At 43.9% G+C, this 23,487-nt stretch carries 26 protein-coding genes, 1 tRNA gene and 1 pseudogene; 15 read left to right on the forward strand and 13 right to left on the reverse strand.

The window, feature by feature from the left end; genetic code table 11:
* Positions 1-48: 48 nt before the first annotated feature.
* Positions 49-1,317, forward strand: coding sequence for an Nramp family divalent metal transporter (locus tag RG959_RS12740; protein WP_342797419.1), 1,269 nt, complete (start codon positions 49-51; stop codon positions 1,315-1,317).
* Positions 1,318-1,364: 47 nt separating this feature from the next.
* Here the strand turns inward: RG959_RS12740 and RG959_RS12745 are convergent, their stop codons facing one another.
* A complete protein-coding gene (locus RG959_RS12745) occupies positions 1,365-2,366 on the reverse strand; it encodes an LLM class flavin-dependent oxidoreductase (protein WP_342797420.1) in 1,002 nt (333 codons plus the stop codon).
* A gap of 117 nt (positions 2,367-2,483) precedes the next feature.
* Positions 2,484-3,605, reverse strand: a complete 1,122-nt coding sequence (locus RG959_RS12750; RefSeq protein ID WP_342797421.1) for a mandelate racemase/muconate lactonizing enzyme family protein — start codon at positions 3,603-3,605, stop codon at positions 2,484-2,486.
* Between the two features lie 213 nt (positions 3,606-3,818).
* Between RG959_RS12750 and RG959_RS12755 the strand changes: the two genes are divergently transcribed.
* The 5 genes from RG959_RS12755 (at position 3,819) to RG959_RS12775 (ending at position 9,148) form a co-directional block, all read left to right on the forward strand.
* The gene (locus RG959_RS12755) at positions 3,819-4,871 is read left to right on the forward strand and encodes a mechanosensitive ion channel family protein (RefSeq protein WP_342797422.1); all 1,053 of its coding nucleotides are present in this window, start codon (positions 3,819-3,821) and stop codon (positions 4,869-4,871) included.
* Between the two features lie 110 nt (positions 4,872-4,981).
* Positions 4,982-5,533, forward strand: coding sequence for a general stress protein (locus tag RG959_RS12760; RefSeq protein ID WP_242232333.1), 552 nt, complete (start codon positions 4,982-4,984; stop codon positions 5,531-5,533).
* Positions 5,534-5,679: 146 nt separating this feature from the next.
* A complete protein-coding gene (locus tag RG959_RS12765; protein ID WP_342797423.1) occupies positions 5,680-6,186 on the forward strand; it encodes a hypothetical protein in 507 nt (168 codons plus the stop codon).
* A 494-nt stretch (positions 6,187-6,680) separates the two neighbouring features.
* A complete protein-coding gene (locus tag RG959_RS12770; RefSeq protein WP_342797424.1) occupies positions 6,681-8,069 on the forward strand; it encodes a glycoside-pentoside-hexuronide (GPH):cation symporter in 1,389 nt (462 codons plus the stop codon).
* A 77-nt stretch (positions 8,070-8,146) separates the two neighbouring features.
* Positions 8,147-9,148, forward strand: coding sequence for a LacI family DNA-binding transcriptional regulator (locus tag RG959_RS12775; protein ID WP_342797425.1), 1,002 nt, complete (start codon positions 8,147-8,149; stop codon positions 9,146-9,148).
* 109 nt (positions 9,149-9,257) lie between these two features.
* Here the strand turns inward: RG959_RS12775 and RG959_RS12780 are convergent.
* From RG959_RS12780 to RG959_RS12790, 3 genes are all read right to left on the reverse strand, one after another.
* Positions 9,258-9,343 (reverse strand) — tRNA-OTHER (locus tag RG959_RS12780).
* A 183-nt stretch (positions 9,344-9,526) separates the two neighbouring features.
* Positions 9,527-9,790, reverse strand: coding sequence for a DUF3243 domain-containing protein (locus RG959_RS12785; protein WP_396120255.1), 264 nt, complete (start codon positions 9,788-9,790; stop codon positions 9,527-9,529).
* Between the two features lie 199 nt (positions 9,791-9,989).
* Positions 9,990-10,424 carry a MarR family winged helix-turn-helix transcriptional regulator gene (locus tag RG959_RS12790; protein WP_342797426.1) on the reverse strand — a complete coding sequence of 145 codons (435 nt, stop codon included), beginning with the start codon at positions 10,422-10,424 and terminating at the stop codon, positions 9,990-9,992.
* Between the two features lie 119 nt (positions 10,425-10,543).
* Between RG959_RS12790 and RG959_RS12795 the strand changes: the two genes are divergently transcribed.
* Positions 10,544-11,131 (forward strand): NAD(P)H-dependent oxidoreductase, encoded by a 588-nt coding sequence (locus RG959_RS12795; protein WP_342797427.1) that lies wholly within the window; start codon positions 10,544-10,546, stop codon positions 11,129-11,131.
* Positions 11,132-11,175: 44 nt separating this feature from the next.
* On the opposite strand, the gene speD is transcribed toward RG959_RS12795, so the two are convergent.
* The 3 genes from speD to RG959_RS12810 all read right to left on the reverse strand — a co-directional run bounded on the left by speD (position 11,176) and on the right by RG959_RS12810 (position 13,488).
* Positions 11,176-12,009, reverse strand: a complete 834-nt coding sequence (speD, locus tag RG959_RS12800) for an adenosylmethionine decarboxylase (protein ID WP_242232327.1) — start codon at positions 12,007-12,009, stop codon at positions 11,176-11,178.
* A gap of 131 nt (positions 12,010-12,140) precedes the next feature.
* Positions 12,141-12,926, reverse strand: coding sequence for an SDR family oxidoreductase (locus RG959_RS12805; protein ID WP_342797428.1), 786 nt, complete (start codon positions 12,924-12,926; stop codon positions 12,141-12,143).
* Between the two features lie 94 nt (positions 12,927-13,020).
* Positions 13,021-13,488 carry a DUF2798 domain-containing protein gene (locus tag RG959_RS12810; RefSeq protein ID WP_342797429.1) on the reverse strand — a complete coding sequence of 156 codons (468 nt, stop codon included), beginning with the start codon at positions 13,486-13,488 and terminating at the stop codon, positions 13,021-13,023.
* Between the two features lie 139 nt (positions 13,489-13,627).
* Between RG959_RS12810 and RG959_RS12815 the strand changes: the two genes are divergently transcribed.
* A complete protein-coding gene (locus RG959_RS12815; RefSeq protein WP_342797430.1) occupies positions 13,628-14,056 on the forward strand; it encodes a hypothetical protein in 429 nt (142 codons plus the stop codon).
* A 92-nt stretch (positions 14,057-14,148) separates the two neighbouring features.
* The gene (locus tag RG959_RS12820) at positions 14,149-14,502 is read left to right on the forward strand and encodes a hydrolase (RefSeq protein WP_342797431.1); all 354 of its coding nucleotides are present in this window, start codon (positions 14,149-14,151) and stop codon (positions 14,500-14,502) included.
* An 11-nt stretch (positions 14,503-14,513) separates the two neighbouring features.
* On the opposite strand, the gene yyaC is transcribed toward RG959_RS12820, so the two are convergent.
* Entirely contained in the window at positions 14,514-15,095 is a 582-nt protein-coding gene (yyaC, locus tag RG959_RS12825; RefSeq protein WP_342797432.1) for a spore protease YyaC, read from the reverse strand.
* A gap of 534 nt (positions 15,096-15,629) precedes the next feature.
* On the opposite strand from yyaC, the gene RG959_RS12830 reads away from it, so the two are divergent.
* On the forward strand, positions 15,630-15,824 hold the full coding sequence (locus tag RG959_RS12830) for a hypothetical protein (RefSeq protein ID WP_342797433.1): 195 nt from the start codon (positions 15,630-15,632) through the stop codon (positions 15,822-15,824).
* A gap of 359 nt (positions 15,825-16,183) precedes the next feature.
* Positions 16,184-16,346, forward strand: a pseudogene (locus RG959_RS12835) (low molecular weight phosphatase family protein); the annotation flags it as partial.
* 283 nt (positions 16,347-16,629) lie between these two features.
* On the opposite strand, the gene RG959_RS12840 reads toward RG959_RS12835, so the two are convergent.
* A complete protein-coding gene (locus RG959_RS12840; protein ID WP_251270501.1) occupies positions 16,630-16,773 on the reverse strand; it encodes a hypothetical protein in 144 nt (47 codons plus the stop codon).
* 240 nt (positions 16,774-17,013) lie between these two features.
* Between RG959_RS12840 and RG959_RS12845 the strand changes: the two genes are divergently transcribed.
* Positions 17,014-17,397: a sporulation protein gene (locus RG959_RS12845; RefSeq protein WP_251270500.1), complete on the forward strand. Its 384-nt coding sequence runs from the start codon at positions 17,014-17,016 to the stop codon at positions 17,395-17,397.
* A 67-nt stretch (positions 17,398-17,464) separates the two neighbouring features.
* A complete protein-coding gene (locus RG959_RS12850; protein ID WP_342797434.1) occupies positions 17,465-17,986 on the forward strand; it encodes a cupin domain-containing protein in 522 nt (173 codons plus the stop codon).
* Between the two features lie 119 nt (positions 17,987-18,105).
* Here RG959_RS12850 and thiT read toward each other — a convergent pair whose 3' ends face one another.
* On the reverse strand, positions 18,106-18,639 hold the full coding sequence (thiT, locus tag RG959_RS12855) for an energy-coupled thiamine transporter ThiT (protein WP_342797435.1): 534 nt from the start codon (positions 18,637-18,639) through the stop codon (positions 18,106-18,108).
* Positions 18,640-18,925: 286 nt separating this feature from the next.
* Here thiT and RG959_RS12860 point away from each other — a divergent pair, with 286 nt between their 5' ends.
* A complete protein-coding gene (locus RG959_RS12860) occupies positions 18,926-19,219 on the forward strand; it encodes an HNH endonuclease (RefSeq protein WP_342797436.1) in 294 nt (97 codons plus the stop codon).
* A 41-nt stretch (positions 19,220-19,260) separates the two neighbouring features.
* Here RG959_RS12860 and RG959_RS12865 read toward each other — a convergent pair whose 3' ends face one another.
* On the reverse strand, positions 19,261-20,250 hold the full coding sequence (locus RG959_RS12865; protein WP_342797437.1) for an S-layer homology domain-containing protein: 990 nt from the start codon (positions 20,248-20,250) through the stop codon (positions 19,261-19,263).
* 488 nt (positions 20,251-20,738) lie between these two features.
* Positions 20,739-20,918, reverse strand: coding sequence for a hypothetical protein (locus RG959_RS12870; protein ID WP_342797438.1), 180 nt, complete (start codon positions 20,916-20,918; stop codon positions 20,739-20,741).
* Between the two features lie 256 nt (positions 20,919-21,174).
* On the opposite strand from RG959_RS12870, the gene ltaS reads away from it, so the two are divergent.
* Positions 21,175-23,088 carry a lipoteichoic acid synthase gene (ltaS, locus tag RG959_RS12875; protein WP_342797439.1) on the forward strand — a complete coding sequence of 638 codons (1,914 nt, stop codon included), beginning with the start codon at positions 21,175-21,177 and terminating at the stop codon, positions 23,086-23,088.
* Positions 23,089-23,487 lie beyond the last annotated feature (399 nt).

The following is a 23,487-nucleotide window of genomic DNA, read 5'->3' on the forward strand; positions in this document are numbered from 1 at the left end:
CAAATTATTTTGTGTAAACGGTATCAAGTTAAACTAAGGGGGATGACGATGAAACCAGAAAAGCACATGCAGACACACGAGGAGTTGAATGGACCTGTAAAAAAGACGTCGGTGATCGGGCCGGGATTGATCGTGGCGGCCACCGGAGTAGGCGCGGGTGATTTAGTGGCAGCACTGATGGCGGGTGCTAATTATGGCCTGGTGTTTCTTTGGGCAATTTTGATCGGTTCTGTTCTGAAGTTTGCCCTAAATGAAGGGGTAGGCCGCTGGCACTTAACAAGTGGAAACACCATATTAGAAGGCTGGCACATGATGGGGAAATGGGCTACTGGCTATTTTGGTGTGTATTCCGTTATTTGGGGGTTTGTATATGGAGCTGCCGGCACAGCATCCTGTGCCCTCGCAATGGCTGCACTGTTTCCTCAGCTTTCTTTAACACAATGGGCCGTTATTCATGGATTAGCCGGTTTTGGCTTGATTTGGTGGGGGAAATACAAGACATTTGAAAAGGTAATGAACTGGCTGGTTGGCATTATGTTTATTACGGTAGTAGGATCTGCTGTTTTGGTTGTACCTCAACTTGGTGACATTGTAGATACAGCTGTTCCCACACTTCCAGAAGGATCATTAGTGTATGCGCTCGGGTTAATTGGCGGGGTAGGCGGCTCTCTCACAATGGCTTCTTATGGGTACTGGCTCCAGGAAAACAAATGGCAGGGGCCTTCCTTTATTCGTGCAGTCCGCTATGATTCTGCCGTTGCGTATATTGTAACCGCGCTATTTACCGTTGCCCTTCTCCTATTGGGCGCGGGATTGTTATATGGAACAAATGTAAACATTAGCGGTGAAAAAGGATTGATCGATTTTGCTTCTATTCTAGGAAATGAACTGCATCCTGCTGTACGCTATTTATTCCTTATCGGCTTTTGGTCTGCTTCCTTCACCTCCGTTCTTGGAGTGTGGAATGGGGTTCCGTATTTATTTGCTGATTTTATCCGGACCATTCGCCATCAACATATCAGCAAGGAGGATTTGAGTAAAACAAAGGCGTATCGTTTTTACGTGCTATGGTTAACCTTTCCGCCGATGCTGCTTCATTTTATCGGAAAGCCGGTTTTTTTAATTATTGCTTACGGGGCGCTGGGGTCGATTTTTATGCCGTTTATGGCGATTACACTGCTTTATTTACTCAACAAGAAAACATACGTAGGGACGATTGACCGCTATCAGCGCTGGTCTAACCTTGCGCTGGGCATTAGTATTTTATTATTTATTGTACTGACAGTGAATGAACTGAAAAATATCTTTTTCAATTAAAACAAAAAAGCAAGCCTTCTCCTGGAAGAAGAGCTTGCTTTTTTGTTTTATTTCCCATCCGTAATTTCTTTTAAAATTTCATAGGACCGTTTTTGCTTGTCCGGATCGTAAATATAAGAGACGGCCATAATTTCGTCTACATTGTACATATCCTGGAAGCTCGTCAGCTGGTCACGGACAGACTGCTTGCTTCCTATCAGTGTAACACTGGACATGGAAGACGCCATTTGTTTTTCTGGTTCGCTCCACAGTTCGTCCATATTTTCTACAGGAGGGCTGAGCGGTACGCTGGAGCCGCGTACAACGTTTAAGAAAAATTGCTGCATCGTTGTAGACTCGAACTCGGCTTCTTCATCGCTTTCTGCTGCGATTACGTTCAAGCAGACGATCATATAAGGAGCGTCCAAATAGTCGGATGGCTTAAACCGGTTGCGGTAAATCGCAATGGCTTCTGCCAGGTACCTTGGTGCGAAATGAGCGGCAAAAACATACGGCAGGCCAAGCTCCGCTGCTAAATAAGCGGAATCGGTGGAAGAGCCGAGAATATAAATCGGGATATTGGTGCCGGCGCCCGGGTAAGCTTTTACATCGCCTTGCAGCGCGGCCGGACCAAAATATGTCAGCAGGCTGTTTACATCTTCCGGGAATGTATAAACCGTATCATGCTGCGAGCGTCTTAAAGCGCTGGCTGTTTTCATATCCGTGCCCGGTGCACGCCCGAGGCCTAAATCGAGACGGTCGGGATAAATAGCCGCCATCGTGCCGAACTGCTCAGCGACCACGAGAGGTGAATGGTTCGGCAGCATAATACCGCCGGAGCCGACGCGAATATGCTTTGTGTGCTCAAGGGTATGCTTAATTAAAATAGATGTAGCAGAACTTACAAGAGTAGGTGTATTGTGATGTTCTGCAATCCAGTAGCGGCTGTAGCCCATTTTTTCTGCCGCCTGCGCTAAATCGATCATAGAATCAATCGCTTCTTTTGGCTTTTGTCCTTTGCGGATAGGGGCCAAGTTTAAAACCGATACAGGTATTTGTATATTTGACATTTCATTTTGTCCTTTCTGGATGAAGTTTCTTTTCTATCGTAACAGTCCAAACATCCAAAACAAACTGAAATGCTTAGGGACCCTAAAGGTCTGTTTTCCTATAAAGAAGACAGGTGTTTATTGCCAGTAAGCTGAACCATCCCAAAGGTAAGCCTGGAGCAGATCCGTATTGATCTCAACTCCAATTCCTATCCCGCCTGGAATCGAAACAGAGCCGCCGGATGGTGTAACAGGCACCAGCTCGGAAAACGGATTTTCCATTACGTCCCACTCAACGGGTTCAATATTTTCCGCGTTCATTTTTGTCCAGGGGGCCAGGCTCGCCTGAGCAAAAAGCATATACAGCCGTGAAAGCGCACCATCGTAACTGTGAGGAGATACTCTAACCTCGAAATGCCGGGCAAGCTGCAAAGCGTCACGGAAATCGTCGATACCCGTCCCATGCAGAATATCCGGCTGGATGATATCAAGCGCATTTTCGTTTAAAATCGGCAAAAACTGTTTGGCGCTTTTTATGTTTTCACCGCCTGCAATCGGCACAGAAAGGCTGGCACGCAATAGCTTGTACTCAGGCAGGTTGTTCAGCGGCATGGGCTCCTCCAGCCACAAAAGATTAGCCCAATTTGATAGGTAAGGTTCCCATTTGCGGGACGCTGCCATATCGTAGCTCTGGTTAGCGTCCAGAATAAGCGAGATTCGTTCTTCGATCATTTTTTGCAGAGACTGAATATGTGTAAGGTCGTCTTGAAACGTTCTGCCGCCAATTTTTACTTTTACGGCCCTAAACTCCTTTTGAATCGCTCCTTCTACAAGCTGTAGAGAGTGGCCGATCCAGTCGTCCCGGTCCGAATAAGATTGAAAGGAAGCGTACACGGGTATGCGGTCCCGCCATTTTCCTCCCCACAAATCACAAACCGAGAGACGGGCAGACTTTGCGACTATTTCCGTTAACGCCATACTGACTGCAGCGGCCGCCCGCTTATGCCATTTTTGAATGACGGACACTAACGGCAGGCGATCAGCGGCCGATTTTCCGATTAAGTACGGGATAATTCTTTCTGTAAATCCGACATGCAGGGCAGGCAGCCAGTCGATGCATTCTCCCCAGCCGTCAACACCGGATTTGGTGGTAATGCGGATGAGGTAACACGATCTATATTTCTTAGGGCCATTCGCATCTCCGTAAGGAGCGGCAAGACGATGAAGCAGGGGAAACGTTTCAATTTTTTCGATTTGCATAGCGGACCCACCTTAAAAAGTTTATGATCACGTTTATACGACGGTTCTATTCTGTACGTTCGTTTTGAATTTATGCGCAAGCAGGCGGGCGGAAAGGCGGAAAACGGGGAGAATGCTGAATAAGTTTTGTACCGATCGAAAAGGGAATAAGCAAAACAAAACCGTTTTTCACTTTCAGCGGCAAACTGTAAAACAAGTTAGGTGATAGGGCGAATGACAGATTTTTTAAAGCATTTTTCAGACCTCCAGCTCGCATGGTTTATTGGATTATTTGCGGCAGTCATTTTGGTGAATATGGTATTAAAAGGATTTTTCAATGCCATGTCTGCTGAAAAAATAGGCGTGAAAAAAGGGGTCTTCACTTCCATTTCCTCTCTGTTAAACTGGGTGACCTTTTACTGTTTGATTCTCCTGTTTTTGCTTTATTTTTCAAAAAGCAGCTGGCTGTTTTACCCGCTATATTCCAATGGCGATGTAGATGTGTCTCTTTTTTTAATCATTATGGCGGTTATGATTGTGTCGCTGGCTGACCGGCTTTTAAAACTTGTGATGAGGTATGTGCTGACGCCTGTTTATGATTATTACCGGGTCGACAGGGGACTCGGCTATACCTTCAATCAAATCATTTATTATACGGTTATGATTGTGGCACTGGCGGTCAGCTTTACGAGTGTCGGCATTGATTTAACCGCTCTTGGGGCTTTGTTCGGTGTGCTTGGCATTGGGATCGGTTTTGGCATGCGGAATGTGGCGGGTAACTTTGTTTCTGGCATCATTATTTTATTTGAGCGGCCGATTGAGGTAGGCGAAGTCATTCAAATCGATAAAAAAATCGGCCAGGTAGAAAAAATCCGCCTGCGATCCACAATTGTCCGGACAGCGAAAGAAGGCGTTTTGATTGTGCCGAACCAGTACTTTATTGAACAGATTATTAAAAACCGGACCGGGGCGGAAACGATGGCCCAGGTGTCGGTCAGTGTCGAATACGGAGAGGACACAGAAAAAGTAGAAGCCCTTTTGCAGGAAGCAGCCGTGAAGATAGCGGAGAGAATGGATGGAATTTTATCTGTGCCTGCTCCGGATATTCGGTTTGTGGATTTGCGCAGCCGGTCGATGGATTTTTTAGTAGAGATTCCGGTTACAAGTTTTGAAATCAAGGAGCAGGTGGAAAGCCGTCTCCGTCACTCTGTTGTCCAGCTTTTTAGGAAAAATGATATTACGCTCGCTTCCCCTATAGTTGATCCAGCGCTTTTTAAATACGAATGATTTTTTCTGTCTGGCCCGAGCAGGAATCTTTTTTCTATTCGTCTAGTTGATTAGTTTTCTGAGTGAGGGGTAATAAGAAAAAGACTGAACAAAGAGAGGAGAAACGGATAATGGCAATGAGAATTATAGGCGGTGTCTTTCATGAGCATGAAGCGGTGATTAAAGTCATTGAAGAATTAAAGCTGAAAGGATACAGCATTGATGACATTTCCGTTTTTGCAAAAAGCAGCAAGGACGTACGCGATATCGAACATGAAACAAATGCAGATATTATTACAGACAGCAGTGAACGTCTGGAACATGCAGAAAGAGGAGCGGGCATCGGTGCTCTTTCCGGCGGCCTTCTCGGCGGATCACTCGGTGCGATTCTTGGAGCAGGCTTGATTGCAATTCCGGGCATTGGACCAATTGTGGCAGCTGGACCGATTGTTGCCGGCCTGACTGGAGCGGGTGTCGGCCTGGGAAGCGGCGGTATTATTGGAGCGCTCGCCGGAGCCGGTATACCGGAGGAAAAAGCAAAAGAGTATGAGCGTTATTTAAAGGAAGGAAACATTGTAGTGCTTGTGGATGCTAGAGAAAACCATGAAGCTGAAATCAACCGTATATTCGAAACACATAATACGGCTACAAGAGCGACGTATCGGAACCATAGAGAACGATAATTCAGCTTAAGCTTGCATGATCCATAAAAGAAAGAGCCGCCTTGCGCTGACAGCAGGGCGTTTTTTCATTTTTTTCCTCATTATCTATTTTATGAAACTAATGGGGCGCTTCAATCGTATAGGAATAAAATAAAGCGGGGGATGACATGCAAAAAAAAGTAGAGAAAAAGTTAGTCAGCTTATGTACAGGTGAACTATTCGCCGCCGTTCTTTTTGCAGGTATGTGGATTATGTATATAGGGATAATGGAATGGACAAAACCATACTTAACCTCTTTGCCACCTTTATATGCGTTTGGTTTATTAGAACTGATTCTGCTGCAGGGAAGCATGTATTGGTTTTTGAAGCTGAGGCAGATCAGGCGCAAGAGCCGTACCCGTTTGCCCGAAGGCCAGCGGCAAATGTTCCAGTGGTTTAAACGGATCGATCAATGTTTGATTGGCGTGGGTGTTCTCATTCTTATCAAGCAGCTACTCGACTTTCCTGCAACATTTTATTGGTTTTTGTTTTTATACGTATTTGCCCTTATTGAATACATTAATTATTTTCATATTCGGCTTTCTTACCAAACGAAAGAGGAAATCAAAGATTTCCTTCGTCAAAAAGAATTTAGGCGGTCGAAACTGGCGGACGAATTAAAGTATTTTAACTGATCGATTAAGGCTTTAATACAAAAGCTTTCCTATCGAGGGAAGTTTTTGTTTTTGCTCATATCAGCTTGTTCTTTGCGCGCTGCGGCGGTTTTGATGGAGGTGCAAGAGAAGGGAAAGAAAATAAAAGGATTGTATTTAAAGGAAGATTTGATATAATACCTCTATAAATGTTAACGTTAACATAAAAAGAAATTTTAGTTATTCTGCTCAATGTTAAGGTTTATATTGTAAGATTTCTTTTTGATAAAGAAAAATGTTAACGTTAACATTTTGATGAAAAGGAAAGGAGCTGAGGAGAAAAGCCGCCCGCAGGTCGAACATCCTAAGATAACAGAAAATAAGTATCGTCTTTTTGTAAGCGTTTTAGTATTGTAGGGAGGAAAGACTTTCTATTCGCCAGTCGCCAAACCAAGAATAGAAAGCCCTTCTGAAAGAACATTTGTCTCCAGTATAGCAGATTTCAAGCAATCACTTCAATGCACAGGAGGGTTATGATGAGTACTGTTTTTGCAGCAGATCCTGCGCCGGAAGGACAGGAGACCAAAAAGGAAAAGCTGAGTTTAAAAGAAAAGATTTCTTATGGCATGGGCGATTTTGGAAACGGTTTTATGTTCGATTTAGGCCAGTTATATTTGTTGAAATTTTTAACGGATGTAGCCGGTATTTCAGCCGCTGCAGCAGGCACCATTTTTCTGGTCAGCAAATTGTTTAATGCAGTTATGGACCCGCTTGTCGGCTCCTCGATTGATTATCGAAAAAACATCGGCAGGCGTGGGAAATTTCGGCCGTATCTTTTATTCGGCAGCTTAGCACTTGCCATCGTTACTGTACTGCTTTTTATCTCACCATCTGTACCGCCCGCAGGCAAGCTTGCGTATGCGTATGCCATTTACATGATGTGGGGCGTTGCTTATTCGTTTACAAATATTCCGTACGGCTCGCTGGGTGCGGCCATTACGCAAAATGCGGAGGAACGGACGTCTCTTGCCACATTCCGTCAAATCGGTTCACTGGGCGCCCTGCTCATTACAAGTGTAATTGTGATGCCGCTGATTGTGCAGTTTGACCGTGCGGAAGTCGGCTATCCAGTTGTAATGGGGATTATGTCGGTCATCGGGATTATTGGATTTTTCATTTGTTACCGGAATACAAAAGAGCGCATCGTCGTAAAAGGAGGGCCAAAAGAAAAGCTGTCGTTTAAGTCAATTATCAAAACGTTCATTACGAACAAGCCGCTTTTGACACTGATCTTGATGACGATTTTCTCTATTTCTGCTTACAATATCAAATCAGCATTGCTTGTGTATTTTGCAGAATATAACTTAGGCAATGTGACACTCGTTGCCAACATGAGCTTTATTATTATCGGCTCTTCCTTTCTAGGTGTAATCTTCATGCTGAAGCTTGTAGCCCGGTTTGGGAAAAAGCGGACGGCCATGCTTGGGTTCGGCATTTGTATTGCAGCCGATTTGCTGAACTTTTTTATTCCGACGAACATTTACTCATTTACCATTTTATCTGCGATTGCGTTTATCGGGATCAGCATTCCGAACGGTATTACATGGGCGCTTGTTTCCGATATTATCGATTATGGCGAATGGGTTTCGGGAGAGCGGAAAGAAGCGACTACATACTCGTTGTTTAACTTTTCACGCAAGCTTGCCCAGTCTCTGGCTGGTTTTTTATCCGGTATCAGTTTAACACTGGTCGGCTATGTGCCAAATGTGGCGCAGTCAGCTGGTACGCTGCTCGGCATTAAAGGGATGCTGACGCTTTATCCGGCTGTAGCGCTGACTATTGCGGTTTTAATTATCGGATTTATGTACAAGCTTACGGATGAAAAGCATGCGCAGATTATTAAAGATCTTGAAGCAAAAATATAATGGGGATGTAGGGTGCTGGAGGAACGGCTATGGTACTATTAGAGGGAGTAAATCTTGAGTTCTAAAGGGTGAATGGAATGGTTACGATTAAAGATATTGCAAAACTCGCAAATGTATCCCACACCACCGTTTCAAGAGCGCTGAATAACAGTGTATCGATCAAGGAGGACACGCGGAAAAAGATACTGGATTTAGCCGCCCAGCTGAACTATACACCCAACTACAGTGCTAAAAGCCTTGTTTTAAAAAAATCGTATACGATCGGCTTGTTTTTTACGAGCATTTCAACGGGAACGTCGCCAAGCTTTTTTGCCGAAACGGTAAAAGGAGTAAACAGCGTAATTGGCGAGGAATTCAACTTGTTTGTGCGCGGGATCGATGATTATAAAGATTATGCGTCGATTACAAAGCTGCGGTTTGACGGAATTATTTTAATGAGCCAAAGTGAAGTGGACAACACGTTTGTATATCATGTTCTGCAGCAAAAAATCCCGCTTGTGGTCTTGAACCGGCAGGTCGAGGAACAAAAAGCGATCAATATTTTGTCAAATGACCGGGAAGGGTCATTTCAGGCAGTGGAGCATTTAATTCAAAACGGCCATACAAAAGTTGCGATCATCAAGGGGATGAAAGGATTTAAGTCGACGGTAGAGCGGAAAGAAGGATATATGGAAGCGCTTATTCGCCATCAGCTTCCTGTTGAGCGCCATTATATTGAATGCGGAAGCTATGATATGCCGAGCGGTTATGCGGCAATGGAGCGGCTTCTGGTACAGGAGGACCCGCCGACGGCTGTTTTTTGCTCCAATGACGACATGGCGATCGGCGCAATGAATGCCGTGTTTGCGCATGGATTAAAAGTGCCAGACGATATCTCTATTGCTGGCTTCGATGATATTGGCTTTTCCCAATATACCACGCCAAGCTTAACGACTGTAAAGCGTCCGATTGAAAAAATAAGCGTTCAAGGTGCGAAGAAGCTTTTGGGGCTTATGGAAGGGTCGATAGAAACAGGGGAACGGATTTTTGTAAATACGGAATTGATGATCAGGAATTCTGTCAGTAAACAAAAAAAATAAACCCAGGCGGCCTATTTTTTTATATGGTAAACAGACAGCCCGGGCCTGCTTATTCTGTAAAGCAAAGAAATGCAGCAGGGAAAGCTTTTTGCTTTTTCGTTTCATGAAAAGGACTTGGCGGGATTTGAACCCGCAAGATACACAATAGTCATTCCAGGAAGCTGTTGGCCGCTCTCGCCGTTGAGCTACAAGTCCGTGTTTTTAGTATAAACAAATAAACAAATCTTATACACAGGTGAGCGGAATGTTGAAGCCCGCACCTACAAAAAAGGACTGATATGAATCATATCAGTCCTTTTTTTGCCCGAAGGCTACATCATGAATCGTACCTCTAGAGATCATTGAGCTGTTTCAAGCGTTGACCAAATGAACGGCGAATTACTGCTGAACGAGTCTAACGAGCAGGTGAGCCAGCTGGTGCTGCTGCTCTTCGTTTCCGACTTTCCAAAGCTCTTGAAGCAATTTTTCCTCACGGTTGCGCGGTTCCTCATGCGCTGCCAGATAATCGGCTACTTTTTGCGCTGTTTTTGCAAGCTGCTCTTCATTCATGCCCAGCTTTTCACCTTTTTCCACTTTCTCGCCAAGGTAATTTTTAAAGGTGTCAAAACTTGCCAGAATGTCTTCTTTTTTATCTTGACCCATTGACTGTACTTTTTCTTCTACTTGACCTTGCGTTTCTGGAATTTCGTTTCGATTTAAGTCTGCCATGTAACATCTCTCTCCTTTCGGTATTCCTTATTTGGTTGCCCCATTTGGAGAGAAATCAAACATAAAAACACATCTCAATGTGCTGGTAAATGATGCAGCCCTTTTACAGAAGGGGGTCTAGCAAAAAAGTTTTTTATTCATAAAAGACATGTTTCTGAAGAACATCAAGCGCATGCGCGATCGTATCCATTTTTTCGTTGGTTGTGTCTCCAATTCGTTCCAAAAATCGTGCATGAATTTGCTTAAACACTTCATCCATCATAGCTCGTCCGTCCGCTGACAAGTGAATGAACTGCTTTCTGCGGTCTTCCTCACTTTCTTTTCGTTCAACCAGCCCTTGCTCAGTGAGCTTTTTGAGTTCACGGCTCGTATTCGGCATGGAGATATGAAAACATGAGCTGATATCGCTCGGTGTAAGAGGCTGGCGGCTGACGGCAATGTGCTCGAGGATGCTGTACTGAAGAGCTGTCAGCCCTTCAGGCATTGCATCTTTTGTCAGGTCGTGCTGAACGCGGTGGACTGAGGCAATAAAAGAAACAAAGTGCTCGAATAATGTATCGTTGGTCATTGTTTTCACCTCATATCGGTACGATACCAAATTGATTATCAAAAAACAATTATCAATTGACAACTATTTAATCTCCTTATATGATTTACTTATCAAATGATAAGTAAGGGGGCAGCGCTTTGAATGTATTGGTGATTTATACGTATCCTCACCATAAAAGCTTAAATGGCGCTTTTTTGCAAAAGGTGATCGACGGCTGCAGTGAAAATGATCAGGTGCATGAAGCGAAAGTGATAGACTTGTACAAAGAAAACTTTCATCCAGCTTTACTATTTAATGAAACGAAGCGGCGCCGGGAGATGCATAAGGATCCGGACCTGGCTTCCTACAGAGAGCTGATCACCTGGGCGGATAAGCTTGTGTTTGTTTACCCCATCTGGTGGGGAAGGCCGCCGGCCATGCTGCTTGGCTTTATTGATCAAATGTTTGCAGCAAACTTTGCGTATCGTGACGGGCTTGGACTTTTCCCGGAAGGGCTTCTGGCAGGGAAATCGGCGGTTTGTGTATCAACGATGAAAGGGCCGGCACATTATCCACGGTTCTGGCTCAATAATGCGCACCAAGTATTGATGAAAAGGGCCCTGTTTGGCTTTGTCGGCATTAAACGGGTAACCTTTTTTGAGTTTGGCAATATGGAAAAGGAAAATGGGAATCAGGAAAAAAAGCTCGACCGCATTTACCGGTACTTTAAACGAATGAAGCGGTAACACTTAAAAAAAGCCCTCCTTCATCAAGGAGGGCCCAGGCTATTTTATTCAGATTCAATATCTGCATCGCGGACGATGTTTTTTCCGTAAAAAATTTCATCCATTTCATGATGGAGCTTTTCGGTAATATTTTTAATTTCTTCTTTGTCTAAATCGTTTTTCGTGTGACCGAACAAATAGTTATCCAGGTCAAATTCGCGCAGTTTACACTTTGTATGGAAAATATTTTCCTGATAAATATTCACATCGATCATATGATATAGATCTTTTACATCCTTCGGAATGTAGTTTTGAATGGAATTAATATCGTGATCAATAAACAGCTTATTGCCGTTGATATCACGCGTAAAGCCGCGCACGCGGTAATCCATCGTCATAATGTCTGTATCAAATGAATGAATAAGGTAGTTGAGTGCTTTTAGCGGAGAGATTTCGCCGCAGGTGGATACATCGATATCAGCCCGGAATGTGGAGATTCCTTCGTTTGGATGATACTCCGGATACGTATGAACGGTAATATGGCTTTTATCAAGCGCCATCACGACCGTGTCAGGCAGGGGACCTGGGGACTCTTCCTGTGATTCCCCGCGCGAGTCTGGGTGAACAGGCCCTTCTGAAATAAGCATCGTTACACTTGCGCCCTGAGGGATATAATCCTGCTTTGCAATGTTTAACACGTGAGCGCCGATAATATCGGTTACCTTTTTTAAAATTTCTGTCAGCCGGTCTGCGTTGTATTGTTCATCGATATATTCAATGTACGCTTTTCGTTCTTCTTTTGTTTTTGTCCAGCAAATATCGTACATATTAAAGCTGAGCGATTTTGTCAGGTTATTAAAATCGTGCAGCTGGATACCTTGGCTTTGTTTAATGACCATTGTTACGCACTCCTTTGTTTCCATAATGGATATGTTTATGTTACCCGTCCAGACGAGGAAAAAACAACCCTTTCCCTTTAAGAAAAAATTTCACAAAAAAGAAGCGGAAAAGCATCCGCTTTTTTGACTCATTAAATATCCATTTCCCAGCGTTCTTGTTCCGTTTTCTTTAGCTGGTCTTCTGTTTCCTTCGGGTGAACGGTACGGAATTTATGATGGTCCGCCGGTATAATTTCTACCATCTTGGCAATCATGTCCGCCGGGTTGAATTGGTTCTTCAGGGCTTCTTCCTGCCGTTTCATATCTTCTTTCCGGGTAAAATGCGTTTCTTCATTGAACCATTTCCATTTTTCTTCAGCGCTTCGGTCATTAAAGCCGGTTGCGTACGCCCCGGGGTTGATCGTCGCTACCTGCACGCCGAATTCCTTCAATTCCGCCTGCAGCGTTTGGGCAATCCCTTCAATCGCATGCTTGGTTGCGGTGTAAGGGCCTACATAGGGTGTGGCTGAAATACCGGCCATCGAGCTCATAAACACAATTTTGCCCTTGCCGCGCTGGACCAACTGGCGGGCTGCGATCTGAACGGTTTCGAGCGTCGCAAAAACATTTACTTCAAACAGTGCCCGAAAGCGGTCCATTGGCACTTCGGCAAGCGGCCCGCCTTCGTTAATCGCCGCATTGGCAACGAAAATGTCAAAATCATAGTCCGCAATCTGGGCAGTATCACGCGGATTGGTAATATCAAGCTTAATTACATCAATATCAAGGCCCTGCTCCTGAACTTCCCGAAGCAGGTCTGTTTTCTGGGCGGTAATTTCAGTGGCCGCGATCACGCGATGGCCGGATTGAGCCAAACCGATCGCAGCTCCGCGTCCGAGCCCTGTTCCTGCGCCCGTGATGAAAATGGTTTTTTTCATATGTATGCCTCCTGTTAAAAGAACGTGTCCCTTTTGACGTTCCCTCTTTACAGGCAGTAAAACATTAAAATAAAACAGAAAAAAACACAGCAGATTAAGCTAACGCACTTTTTTCGGCATACAGTTTCAAAAAAATAGCTCTAACAATAGGACCGACTACAATCAGCTGCAGAGGAAGAGCAAACAGAGCGTTTTTCCAAAGTGTATCTGCATAGAGCTGGGGAAAAGCAGGTGTAATGCCTACATTCACCACAACACCATACAGAGACATAAATAAAACCATAAAGAAAATCATGAAGCAGGACATGCATAAAATTTTCTGGATTGGTTTTGTTTGCTCAGTTGTGATCTTGTTCAAAAGAAACCGTGCAGCAGGACCCGCTACGAATACATCCAGCAAAAGAGCAACGACAAATCCGGGAATCAATCCGGTAATCAAGTGCCCAAAAAAGTGTGAAGAAAAGCCTTCGAGCAGCAGAAGGTTATACATACTCATAAAAATGACCATGCCTACACACATCAACATGGTAAACATAAATTTTTCCTTTTTTGTTTGTCCCATTACTCAAACTCCTTTTTTGTATTGTCAACGTTGTTGACGATTCATTATATCGGCTCGTTTTCTTATTGTCAACGACGTTGACATAAAGTGAAAGCCTCTTTATTGTTAAGAAAAGACCATTAGAAAAGGAAGGTTGATTATGCAAAAAAAGAGCTATTTACCGGATTTGCTAAGTGACAAACACTTGCTGCTCCGCCAAAAGGTTCGAATGCTGTGGCAACAGTCAGGCAGGGAAGATGTGACACTGGCAGAGTCCCACTTGATCAGTCTGCTTGAGGATCAGTCGGAAACCATCGCTGGTGCTGCAAGAAAAATGAATATTTCACGCCAGGCCGTTCATCGATGTGCTAAAGGGCTGATTGAAAAAAACTATATTGATGACAAAACGATACAAAAAAATGAGCGTGACAAAGTGCTGGTACTCACGGACAAAGGCAGTGCTTTTTGCAGGGAGATCATTGAGGTGAAGCAGCAAGTAGAAGAAGAGATTGCCGAAAAGATTGGACATGAAAACGTAATCTGGCTAAAAAAGCTGCTGGAGGAGAACTGGGACAATAAAATCATGTAAATGAGCGGCAGCTTATGTGCAAACGCTGTCCTTTTTTCGTTTGTGTTTGAGGAGCAGGGGGTACAGGATAAAAAAAGCGGGAGATGATCAAGGTGGAACAGGAAAAGCAGATATTCTATGTGGATTTAAACAGTGAAAGTATCCTGCCCGAGCCGATAGACAGCCCAAGCTTTGTTATTCATGCGAACCCAAAAGAAGCCGATGTGTTAAAAGCGGTAATGGATGATAAATACGGAGCCGATGTGGAGGCGTTTGTTCGTGCGCATATTCCTTATTTAGAATATCATCATGATCCGCAAAACGACCGTTACGACGCTTCACAAAGGGTTCTTTATTCTCTGATTTATTTGTTGGGAGACCAAGCAGCAAAACAGCATATTGAGCAGATGGGGATTTTAACAGACCGAAAAGAGGACGACCCGGATGAAATTCAGCGTTTCAGATAAAAAGGTGCGTGTTATACGCACCTTTTTTCATGGGCAGCAACAGTTGTCCGTTTCTTCTCATACTCTAGTTCTACAAGTGCCCGCGTAATAAAATCAGCTGTTTTATTGGCCATTTTATAAACAAGTGAAAGGCGTGTGCCTTGAAGTACCTGAATCGGAAGAAACCCGCCGACATTAACAATCCCGGAAATATGATAATCGCCGATTGGCGGCAGGTCTTTTTGAACGCCGGCACCAGGTTTTAAGGCACCTTGTTCTAAGCTGACGGTGCCGATGTTAGCAGCGGCACCGAGGCAGGCGTCAATTGCGATAATAAGCGGATTTGCATGCTGCTGTCGGATCTGTTCAACCGTTTCGGCTAAATTTTTAGCATGAACTGGGTGGTCCAGGCACCCATACACAGAAACATGCGTGTATTTACGGAGGAAAAAGGTTTGTTTTAATTTAAAACCAACGAAAGGACCATAGCTGTCACCGGCCGACCGGTCCGTGCCTATGCACACAAAAACGATCTCCCGGCGGCTGGATAAAATAGGTTTTAATTCGTTTTTTAAATTATGCACAAAAAATGTATCATCTACACATTGTCTCATTGCCGACAAACCCCCTTCTGTTCTTTATTGAGAATTAAGTTCATTATATAGTTCTTTATAAAGAAAGTAATATTTTACCGAATAATGGTAAGATCATGCTTGGCAAAACAGATAAAACGGCATTTGATTCACATCTTTTAGAGTGAGGCAATGCAGGTGGAAAAAATAATTGGAATCTTTAGCCTATGCTTTGAGCCGCTTATGGCAGCGGCGTACATCCGAATAGGCCGGCACGCTCTCGATTGGGCCGCTTTTTAAAGGCTTCTTACATATAGTATGCCCATTATCGCAAGTTATTATATGAAACGGCTTTCCATATTTTTTAAGAAGGATCCTGCACGTTTAAGAATGTTTCTTGCGACGGGCAGCAATGGCAGCTGCCGCTTGTTTTGAATGCGCTGCAAGAAGACAAAAAAAGACAGAAAAAGGAGCGCGGTCTTTTCAGAATGCGCTTTTTGTCGGCATTTGATGAACGATTTTTACAGGTAAATCTTGTATTCTAGCGAAATGATTAAATAAAGGAGGATGATTATTGTGAAAACGAGCAACCGTACATACTTACAATCGATTACGTATCATGTGGTAAACCGGCTGGGGAAGTCAAAATGTGCTTTATGTAAAACAAAAGGAGAGCCACTGTTTCAAGTGAATCAGCACAATCGAAAGCGAAGTGTCTGCTCGAAATGCGCTGTATACGCAGAAGCAAGAATCTTCCGGAAACATGCATAATGAAAGACTTTGTCAAAGTCTCCAGGCGTGAAAGCATCGAATTCCCTGCCGTTATATGCTTTATGAATAGTCATGTTTTATCCTATTATGAGAGAAAATAAACCAGTTTGTGCAAAGCTTGCAGGAACAAGCTTTAAAAATGGGAAGAAAGTGCCGCGCCAGCTCACATTCAACTGGGCGGGCTGGCATGTGTTTATTTATAATCAGTATCTAACACCGTTTGCAGCAGGCCAGCGGTGTTAAAGCTGTTTTTAGCTTTTAATGTAGTGTAATGAGCGGTCTTTTTGGGACGATTACGAGATTAATAGTACGTTTTTATTTGTAAAATCAGATGTAGGCAGCTGCAGCAGACAAGAGAGGCGGATTACTGCCCGGTAACACCTCCTCACAGTAAACGTGTTCATTGGGATTTAACGATCCGGCCAAGGCAGAAGAAACCGAAGAAGAAAAGCGGGCTTTTTTCAGCGGGTACGTAATGAAATTGGTGAACGTATCAGCCGCTTTGCGCAAACAGGTGAGTAAGAAAAATCGGGGAGGCTTCTCCCGGCTTTTTTACTATGAGAGCAAAGTATAGGAGCCTGGCGGGCATACCGGTTTTAGAAGCGGTGCCAATAGGCAATACTATATATGGGAAGTAGATCAAGACACCGCCGGAAGGCTTCCGCACGTTTTTATGCAGGGAGCACATTCCGGCGGAGCAGCAATATAACATTGAATGGCGAATCTTGCCTAAGAAGCATTTGTTTTAGCTCTGCTGCAGGAATAAACGGTACTGGAGGTGAAGACTATATTTGTCAGCTTGTTCTCATTTGCCGCTTTTTGATCTTTGCAGTTCACGTAAAAATCCCATGGAAGCAGCGAAAGCAGCAGCACGCGGCGGAACTCCTTGCTTCATTAAAGCATCTGTTGTTTCCTGAATGCGCTGGCCTGTATTTTGCGGTTTTTCCATCCTGTCCACTCCTTTCTCTATTTACGTTTAGCTTGGAGCTGGCCGTTCTTTTTTATGTGGGAAAAATACTGGTTTATGAAGTATTTTTGTGTTTTTATTCCTTAATAAAACGTTTACAGTTTTTTAACAATATAAATTTTTCCATACCCCTTTACAAATGGGCAAAACCGGCGTATAGTACGTGTTTATCAGGCGTTTGCGCCAATCTTTATTTACGAGCAATGGAGGGAACAGCGAGGTATGTTGACTAAGTTAATGAACCAGGTAAAAGGCCGCATCGGTTCACCGCATATCGACTTGTTGCTGGATAAAAATGAATTTATGCCCGGCGAAAAAGTGACGGGTTCATTTGTCATAAAAGGCGGTTTATTTGAACAGAAATTAAGCCGGCTTGAGTGTGATTTACTGACAGGAAGCGATGAGGCGCCCGCTGGAGATGCGATTATGATTTTTATGTCAGAGCATATTCCGCCGAATGCGTCCAAGCGTATTCCGTTTTCGTTTCAGCTGCCAGAGCAATTAAGTGAAAGCCGTTATTATTTCCAAACGAAGCTTTGCTTTGGTGAAGGAAAAAAATGCATTGGACAAGATCCTATTCGTGTTGTGCAGCCGTCTTTTTCTTAAATCGTGAGTAGACGTTCCAAAGAAGGGTATAACGAAAGAACCGTTATGCGAAAAGGAGCGGATGTATATGAAACCGGATATACAGACCTTTCAATGTAAAGATGATGGTGAAATCCCGAATAATGGGAGGTTCCCGGTCATCGTTTATAAGCAGGTATTTACGGATACACCAAGCGAGATAGAGCCGGCATTTAACCGGAATGGCTGGACGAACAGCTGGGTGAATGGTATTTTCGATTATCATCATTACCATACCAATACACATGAAGTGCTTGGAGTAAAGTCTGGAGACGCGGTTGTACAGATCGGCGGGGAGCAGGGCGAACGGCTGGAGATTCAAACGGGCGACGTGATCGTACTTCCCGCTGGAACGGGCCATAAGCGGCTCAGCCAAAGTCCGGATTTTTCTGTAGTCGGTGCGTACCCGAATGGGCAAAGCCCTAATTTAAAAAAGCTTGATACAGGTTCCCGGGCACAGTCTCTTAGCGAAATTGAACAAGTGCCAGCAGCCGAAACGGATCCCGTTTTTGGCGAAAGAGGGCCGTTGCTGGACTATTGGAAGGATTGTAAAGAAGACGGCTGCGATTGAGCAGCTTTTTTTTATGCCAAAAATGCCGAACGGCAGTGCTTCTGCGGAAAACCGTCCTTTTTTAAAAACCATCTTCTTAAAGGAGCCGGTTTTTTTTATATTAAAAACCGGCCGCAAAATTATACTTTAAAAAGCCGCGGTGCGGTTTTTAAAAGAAAGACAAGAACAATGGTGCATACTAGAAATGTGAGAAGAGCGGCGCTGCCATTGATAGCCAGAGAGTAAAGGGCAGCCGGCATGTCTTCCGGCGCAGCCTCTCCAAAATACACCCATCCGGCAAGGAAATGCCAAAAGTAACGGGCCAGGCAGCCGATGAACACAGCCATGACAATGGATTTTGCCGTAATATTACGGCCGGCGAACAGCCCGGCAAGACCAATTAATGAAAACGCAATAAAGTATTCAATAAATGCTTGAAGTGGTGTTAAAACGTAAGCAGTGCCCAGTACAATCTGTAAAAGCCCCCAAACAAAGCCGGAAGCCATTCCTGCTTTCCATCCCCAGCGCAGTGACAAAAGCAGAACGGGAATCATGGCAATTGAAATCTTTACCCATGGAAAAGGCTCAATAGCAGGCAGAACATCAATAATATAGGCAAGAGCAGCTATGATCGCTGCTTCAATTAAGGCTTGAAGCGGCAATTTTCGATTCAATGTTTTTCCTCCTTTCTTTGCCGTACGCGAAGAAGGAAGAAAAGGTACAAATCCTTGCGCCGGCATAATCCGACAGGCTCCATGGAACCAGATAAACACTGTTTTTAGCCCGAAGGCTCCCCATATGGCCTTGTTCATTGTAGCAAAGAACAAGAAAAGACAAACGGATACAGTAATGGAAACATTTATAAAGGGCAGGTTTGGCAGCTGAACAGCCAGATTTTCTACACTCCGGCTGTAAAAACGGATTTGTTACAATAGAAGAAAAATGGAGGCGACATATTGGATGAAATCATCTGTTTGCGAGTTGTGCGGCCGCTCGCCGGTTGAAACGACCGTTCACCATTTAACGCCGAGGGAAGAAGGAGGATCGTATGGGCCGACGGCTGACTTGTGCCTGCCGTGCCACAAGCAGATTCATGCACTTTACACTAATAAAGAACTGGCTGTTCGTCTCCATTCGATTGAGCGGCTGCGCCAGGATGAAAAAATCAGCAAGTATATAAAATGGATCCGCAAGCAGCCGACTGAAACGCTTGTCCGTGTGCGTAAGTCAAATGAACGAAAGCGGTCCAGATAAACGCAAAGACGGCTCTTAAAGGAAGCCGTCTTTGCGTTTCGTTAGTTTGTTGGTGTGATGCCTTTTATCATATGGGCAAGCTTATACTGAATCCGCTCATAAGCTTTTGCTTCATTTGTGTTTCTTTTATCAACAACACGATTTTGATTATCCATAAACAAATACGGGTGCTCGCTCGGTCCCTGATAGAAATAATACGTCGGTCCTTGCTTCTTCAGCAGTTCGAAAGGTGCGCCTTCATAGCGAGGCAGCTTCGACTCCGGTACGGCCCAAATAATAGCAAGTATCGGCTTGTAGCCCAGGTAGGCCGTGTTATTGTAATAAAAATATGTTCCATATGAACCGATTTTATCTTTTTTATTTTCTGTCGTTACCTGTGTTTTCATGTAGTTAGGCAGTTCCAGCTTATATTTAAGTGCTGTATTCGTGTAGGTATATGTTTTATAATCGTCATTTAGGGCACGCGCTAGAAAGACCGAAAATTGCGAGCGTGTCAGAGCTTGATTCGGCTTAAAGGTTCCATCGGGATAACCGAGCGTAATATTTTGGCTGGCAAGCGCAGTAATATAAGGATGCCCCCAGAAGCTCTTCGGTACATCTTTAAATGAAACAGCATCAGATGCTTTCCATTTGAATGCGGCAGTCAGCATACGTGCCATCTGGGCGCGTGTGATCGGTTCTGCAGGTTTTAAAGATGTGCTTTTGGGAAATAATCCTTCGTCCACAACCGCGGCTGCTTCTGCATAGCCGCTGCTTGATTTCGGCAGGTCATTAAATTCTGGAGCCGGGCGGTTTGTTAAATCCAGATTCAGCGCTCTTGCTGTCATAATCATGGCTTGAATTTTAGTAACAGGCGCATTGGGCTGAAACGATTGATCCTTAAAGCCGCTAATGATTTTTTTGTTCGTTAAATAAACAATTTCTTCGTTCGCCCAGTACGACTGGCTGACGTCTTTGAACGCAGCTGATGCGGAAATGGACTGGGTAAACAACAAGCCTGCAGCAAGTAAAACAGCATACACTTTCTTCATGATTTTTCTCCTTTTGTAAAAAAATAATTTATTTGGTTCTTTTTTACAATAACATTATTTTACACTTGTTAACACCTCTAATTGGAAAATAGTTCAAAAAGAGCAAGGGAACCAGACTCTATAAGAAATGCCTGCTGAGATAAAAGAGGGTGGAAGGAAGCATTGCAAAAAGTGGTTGCCTTTTGTGGAAAGGAATATAGCGTAATCTATTACTATCGAAGTTGGTTCAAGAGAATCGGTACTTCTCTGTTTTATTTTTTAGAGGATGACCATTGCGGATTATTTGCGGAGACGCCCGCGGCAATCGGGGGTAGTAAAACTAGGGAATAAAGAAGATTTTTTTGGAGATGTAGATATAGGAGAAAGAGAATGGGGATCGTTCAAAGGAGCCGCTTCTTTGGTTTGGTATTGGAGAAATACCCAGCAGGCAAAGGAGTCCCGAATTTGAACGTTATCCTTAAGAAGATTTTTATCAAGGTGATTCGTACTCAGAAATCCTGGATTCCTGTTGAATAAAAAACGGTCCAGCATGAATGAACTAAAATGCCGACTGCTATCGCTAAAAACAGGAAATGGGTGATCTGCAGACGGTGTTCCCGCTTTGTTTTCACGAATAAAATAATCCACAGCACAGCGAGCAGATTATGCAAAACAAACAGTCCGTCCATCAAAAACAGCTCCTTCCTTACAGCTTATTGTGCCCGGGGATCACCGTAAAGACAACCAGTCTGTCAGGTTATCTGACCAAGAACAAAACCGGCTGCTTTCAAAGCGTTTTTTATTCTTCTATCCTTGCGTGATAGAGAAGATACTCGACGGTAGCAGCAAAATGTTGTATATTTTATAAATGCGCTTCTCACTAAAAGATAATTTTATAAAAAAGACTTTGGATGATTATGAATAGGTTGGAAGAAGGGAATTAAAATGAATCGATTGTTTTTAAAGCCGTTACACTTTTTTGCTTTAGCGGTTATTTTGGTTTGGCTGAAATCGTACATTGCCTACCTCACAGAATTTCAGCTGGGGATCAACAATGCGATGCAGACATTTCTTCTATTTTTAAATCCGCTCAGCTCAGCGGTTCTCTTTTTAGGGCTCGCCCTGTTTTCAAAACGAAGCGGCAGATGGATTCTTGTATTCAGTAGTATTATGACGCTGATTTTATACAGCAACATCCTATACTACCGTTTCTTCAATGACTTTGTTACGCTGCCGACACTGTTTCAAACGAGCAACGCCGGGCATTTGGGCGGAAGCATTGCCGATTTAACAGAATGGCATGATGTCATTTATTTCGCAGATTTAGTGATTCTTGCAGTGGTTCTTTGGATGAAAAGAAAAGAATGGAAGCTTCAGGTTACACCGAAAAGAAAAGTACTGGCGATTTTGGCAGCCGGTGCAGTAGTTTTTGCGGTGAATCTGGGTCTTGCGGAAGCAGACCGTCCGCAGCTTCTGTCTAGAGCGTTTGACCGCAACTATTTAATCAAATATTTAGGCGCATACAATTACACGGTATATGATGCGATTCAAACAGTGAAAAACGAGAAGCAAAGCGCTTTTGCGAGCAGTGACGACCTAACAAATGTGGAAAACTACACAAAGTCTCATTATGCAGCGCCAAATGAAGAGTATTTCGGGAAAGCAAAAGGGATGAATGTGATTAAAATTCACCTTGAGTCGTTTCAAACATTTTTGATTGATTACAAGTTAAACGGCCAGGAAGTCACACCGTTCTTAAATTCACTGGCGCACAACAACGAGTATATGTATTTTGATAACTTCTTTCATCAAACCGGCCAGGGGAAAACCGCTGACGCTGAATTGATGATGGATACTTCGCTGTTCGGCCTGCCGCAGGGATCTGCGTTTGTTCTCAAAGGCCGCAACACCTATCAGGCTGCACCGGCAATTTTGAACCAAAAAGCAGGCTATACAAGTGCTGTTCTGCACGGTGACTATAAAACATTCTGGAACCGGAATGAAATTTACAAGCAAATGGGCGTAGACACGTTTTTCGATGCCAGCTATTACAACATGGAAGGCGACCGGAAAATCAACTACGGTTTGAAAGACAAGCCGTTCTTTGAAGAGTCTATTCCAATGCTTCAATCAATGGAGCAGCCGTTTTACGCGCATTTAATGACGCTGACTAACCATTTCCCATTTGTTATGGATGAAGGAGATGCAACGATTGAGCCAGCGACAACGGGAGACGGCACTGTAGACCGGTACTTCCAGACGGCACGTTATATGGACGAAGCACTCCAGTCATTTTTTGCAGACTTGAAAAAAGCTGGTTTATACGATAACTCCATGATTCTCATTTACGGTGATCACTACGGCATCTCCGAAAACCATAACAAAGCGATGGCGCAAATTATGGGCGAAGAGATTACGGACTTTAAAAACACACAGCTGCAGCGCGTACCGCTGTTTATCCACGTGCCAGGTGTTGAAGGCGGAGTGAAACACCAGTATGGCGGCGAAATTGACGTCCTGCCGACGATGCTTCACCTTTTAGGCATTGACAATAAAGAATTTATTCAGTTCGGTACGGACCTCCTTTCACCGGAGCACGATGAAGTAGTAGCATTCCGCAACGGCGACTTTGTATCACCGAAGTACACATCGATTGATGGAACGTACTATGATTCAAAAACAGGTGCAACATTAGAGCCGACCGCCGATATGCAGGCGGCTAAAAAGAAAGTAGCTGATCAGCTGTCTTTCTCTGATCAAGTATTGTATGGTGATTTACTGCGCTTCCATGATATAGAAGGCATGGAGCCGGTTGACCCAACTCAGTACCAGTACGGAAAAGAAACAGCCGAGGAATAAGATTGTAATAAAAAGCCCGCAGAGCCATTCTGCGGGCTTTTTTATATAACAAATAGATGCTCCTTACTTTAGTTGGTAAAAACGAATGATGCTGCCTGATAACAGCCGCTTCAGCTTTGCAGACGCCTGCATATCTTGTTAATAGATTCATTGAAAGGAGGAAAAGAGATGTGTTCGGGCTTCAGCAGGAACGAGTGTCACTGCGGTTGTTCACATGGCCACGGCCGGAGTTGTTTAGGCAGGCATAACTGCTGCGTAAACTGGATTCGTGATGAGTTTTATGTGATATCGAGCGACCCTTGCTTTAAAAAAACAGTCCATCACTGTTCAGGAGAAAGATTTCATGACGTTCAGCGAATGATGTTGGGGGATCTATGCAAAGTTTGCTTTCAAAATCCG

This window comes from Domibacillus sp. 8LH (genome assembly GCF_038806185.1).
Taxonomy (GTDB): domain Bacteria; phylum Bacillota; class Bacilli; order Bacillales; family Domibacillaceae; genus Domibacillus; species Domibacillus indicus_A.

Coding starts and splice junctions, on each gene's coding strand:
- RG959_RS12740 (WP_342797419.1), top strand. CDS start 49: ATGAAACCAGAAAAGCACATGCAGACACACGAGGAGTTGAATGGACCT.
- RG959_RS12745 (WP_342797420.1), bottom strand. CDS start 2,366: ATGTCAAATATACAAATACCTGTATCGGTTTTAAACTTGGCCCCTATC.
- RG959_RS12750 (WP_342797421.1), bottom strand. CDS start 3,605: ATGCAAATCGAAAAAATTGAAACGTTTCCCCTGCTTCATCGTCTTGCC.
- RG959_RS12755 (WP_342797422.1), top strand. CDS start 3,819: ATGACAGATTTTTTAAAGCATTTTTCAGACCTCCAGCTCGCATGGTTT.
- RG959_RS12760 (WP_242232333.1), top strand. CDS start 4,982: ATGGCAATGAGAATTATAGGCGGTGTCTTTCATGAGCATGAAGCGGTG.
- RG959_RS12765 (WP_342797423.1), top strand. CDS start 5,680: ATGCAAAAAAAAGTAGAGAAAAAGTTAGTCAGCTTATGTACAGGTGAA.
- RG959_RS12770 (WP_342797424.1), top strand. CDS start 6,681: ATGAGTACTGTTTTTGCAGCAGATCCTGCGCCGGAAGGACAGGAGACC.
- RG959_RS12775 (WP_342797425.1), top strand. CDS start 8,147: ATGGTTACGATTAAAGATATTGCAAAACTCGCAAATGTATCCCACACC.
- RG959_RS12785 (WP_396120255.1), bottom strand. CDS start 9,790: ATGGGTCAAGATAAAAAAGAAGACATTCTGGCAAGTTTTGACACCTTT.
- RG959_RS12790 (WP_342797426.1), bottom strand. CDS start 10,424: ATGACCAACGATACATTATTCGAGCACTTTGTTTCTTTTATTGCCTCA.
- speD (WP_242232327.1), bottom strand. CDS start 12,009: ATGGTCATTAAACAAAGCCAAGGTATCCAGCTGCACGATTTTAATAAC.
- RG959_RS12805 (WP_342797428.1), bottom strand. CDS start 12,926: ATGAAAAAAACCATTTTCATCACGGGCGCAGGAACAGGGCTCGGACGC.
- RG959_RS12810 (WP_342797429.1), bottom strand. CDS start 13,488: ATGGGACAAACAAAAAAGGAAAAATTTATGTTTACCATGTTGATGTGT.
- RG959_RS12815 (WP_342797430.1), top strand. CDS start 13,628: ATGCAAAAAAAGAGCTATTTACCGGATTTGCTAAGTGACAAACACTTG.
- yyaC (WP_342797432.1), bottom strand. CDS start 15,095: ATGAGACAATGTGTAGATGATACATTTTTTGTGCATAATTTAAAAAAC.
- RG959_RS12840 (WP_251270501.1), bottom strand. CDS start 16,773: ATGGAAAAACCGCAAAATACAGGCCAGCGCATTCAGGAAACAACAGAT.
- RG959_RS12845 (WP_251270500.1), top strand. CDS start 17,014: ATGTTGACTAAGTTAATGAACCAGGTAAAAGGCCGCATCGGTTCACCG.
- RG959_RS12850 (WP_342797434.1), top strand. CDS start 17,465: ATGAAACCGGATATACAGACCTTTCAATGTAAAGATGATGGTGAAATC.
- RG959_RS12860 (WP_342797436.1), top strand. CDS start 18,926: ATGAAATCATCTGTTTGCGAGTTGTGCGGCCGCTCGCCGGTTGAAACG.
- RG959_RS12865 (WP_342797437.1), bottom strand. CDS start 20,250: ATGAAGAAAGTGTATGCTGTTTTACTTGCTGCAGGCTTGTTGTTTACC.
- RG959_RS12870 (WP_342797438.1), bottom strand. CDS start 20,918: ATGGACGGACTGTTTGTTTTGCATAATCTGCTCGCTGTGCTGTGGATT.
- ltaS (WP_342797439.1), top strand. CDS start 21,175: ATGAATCGATTGTTTTTAAAGCCGTTACACTTTTTTGCTTTAGCGGTT.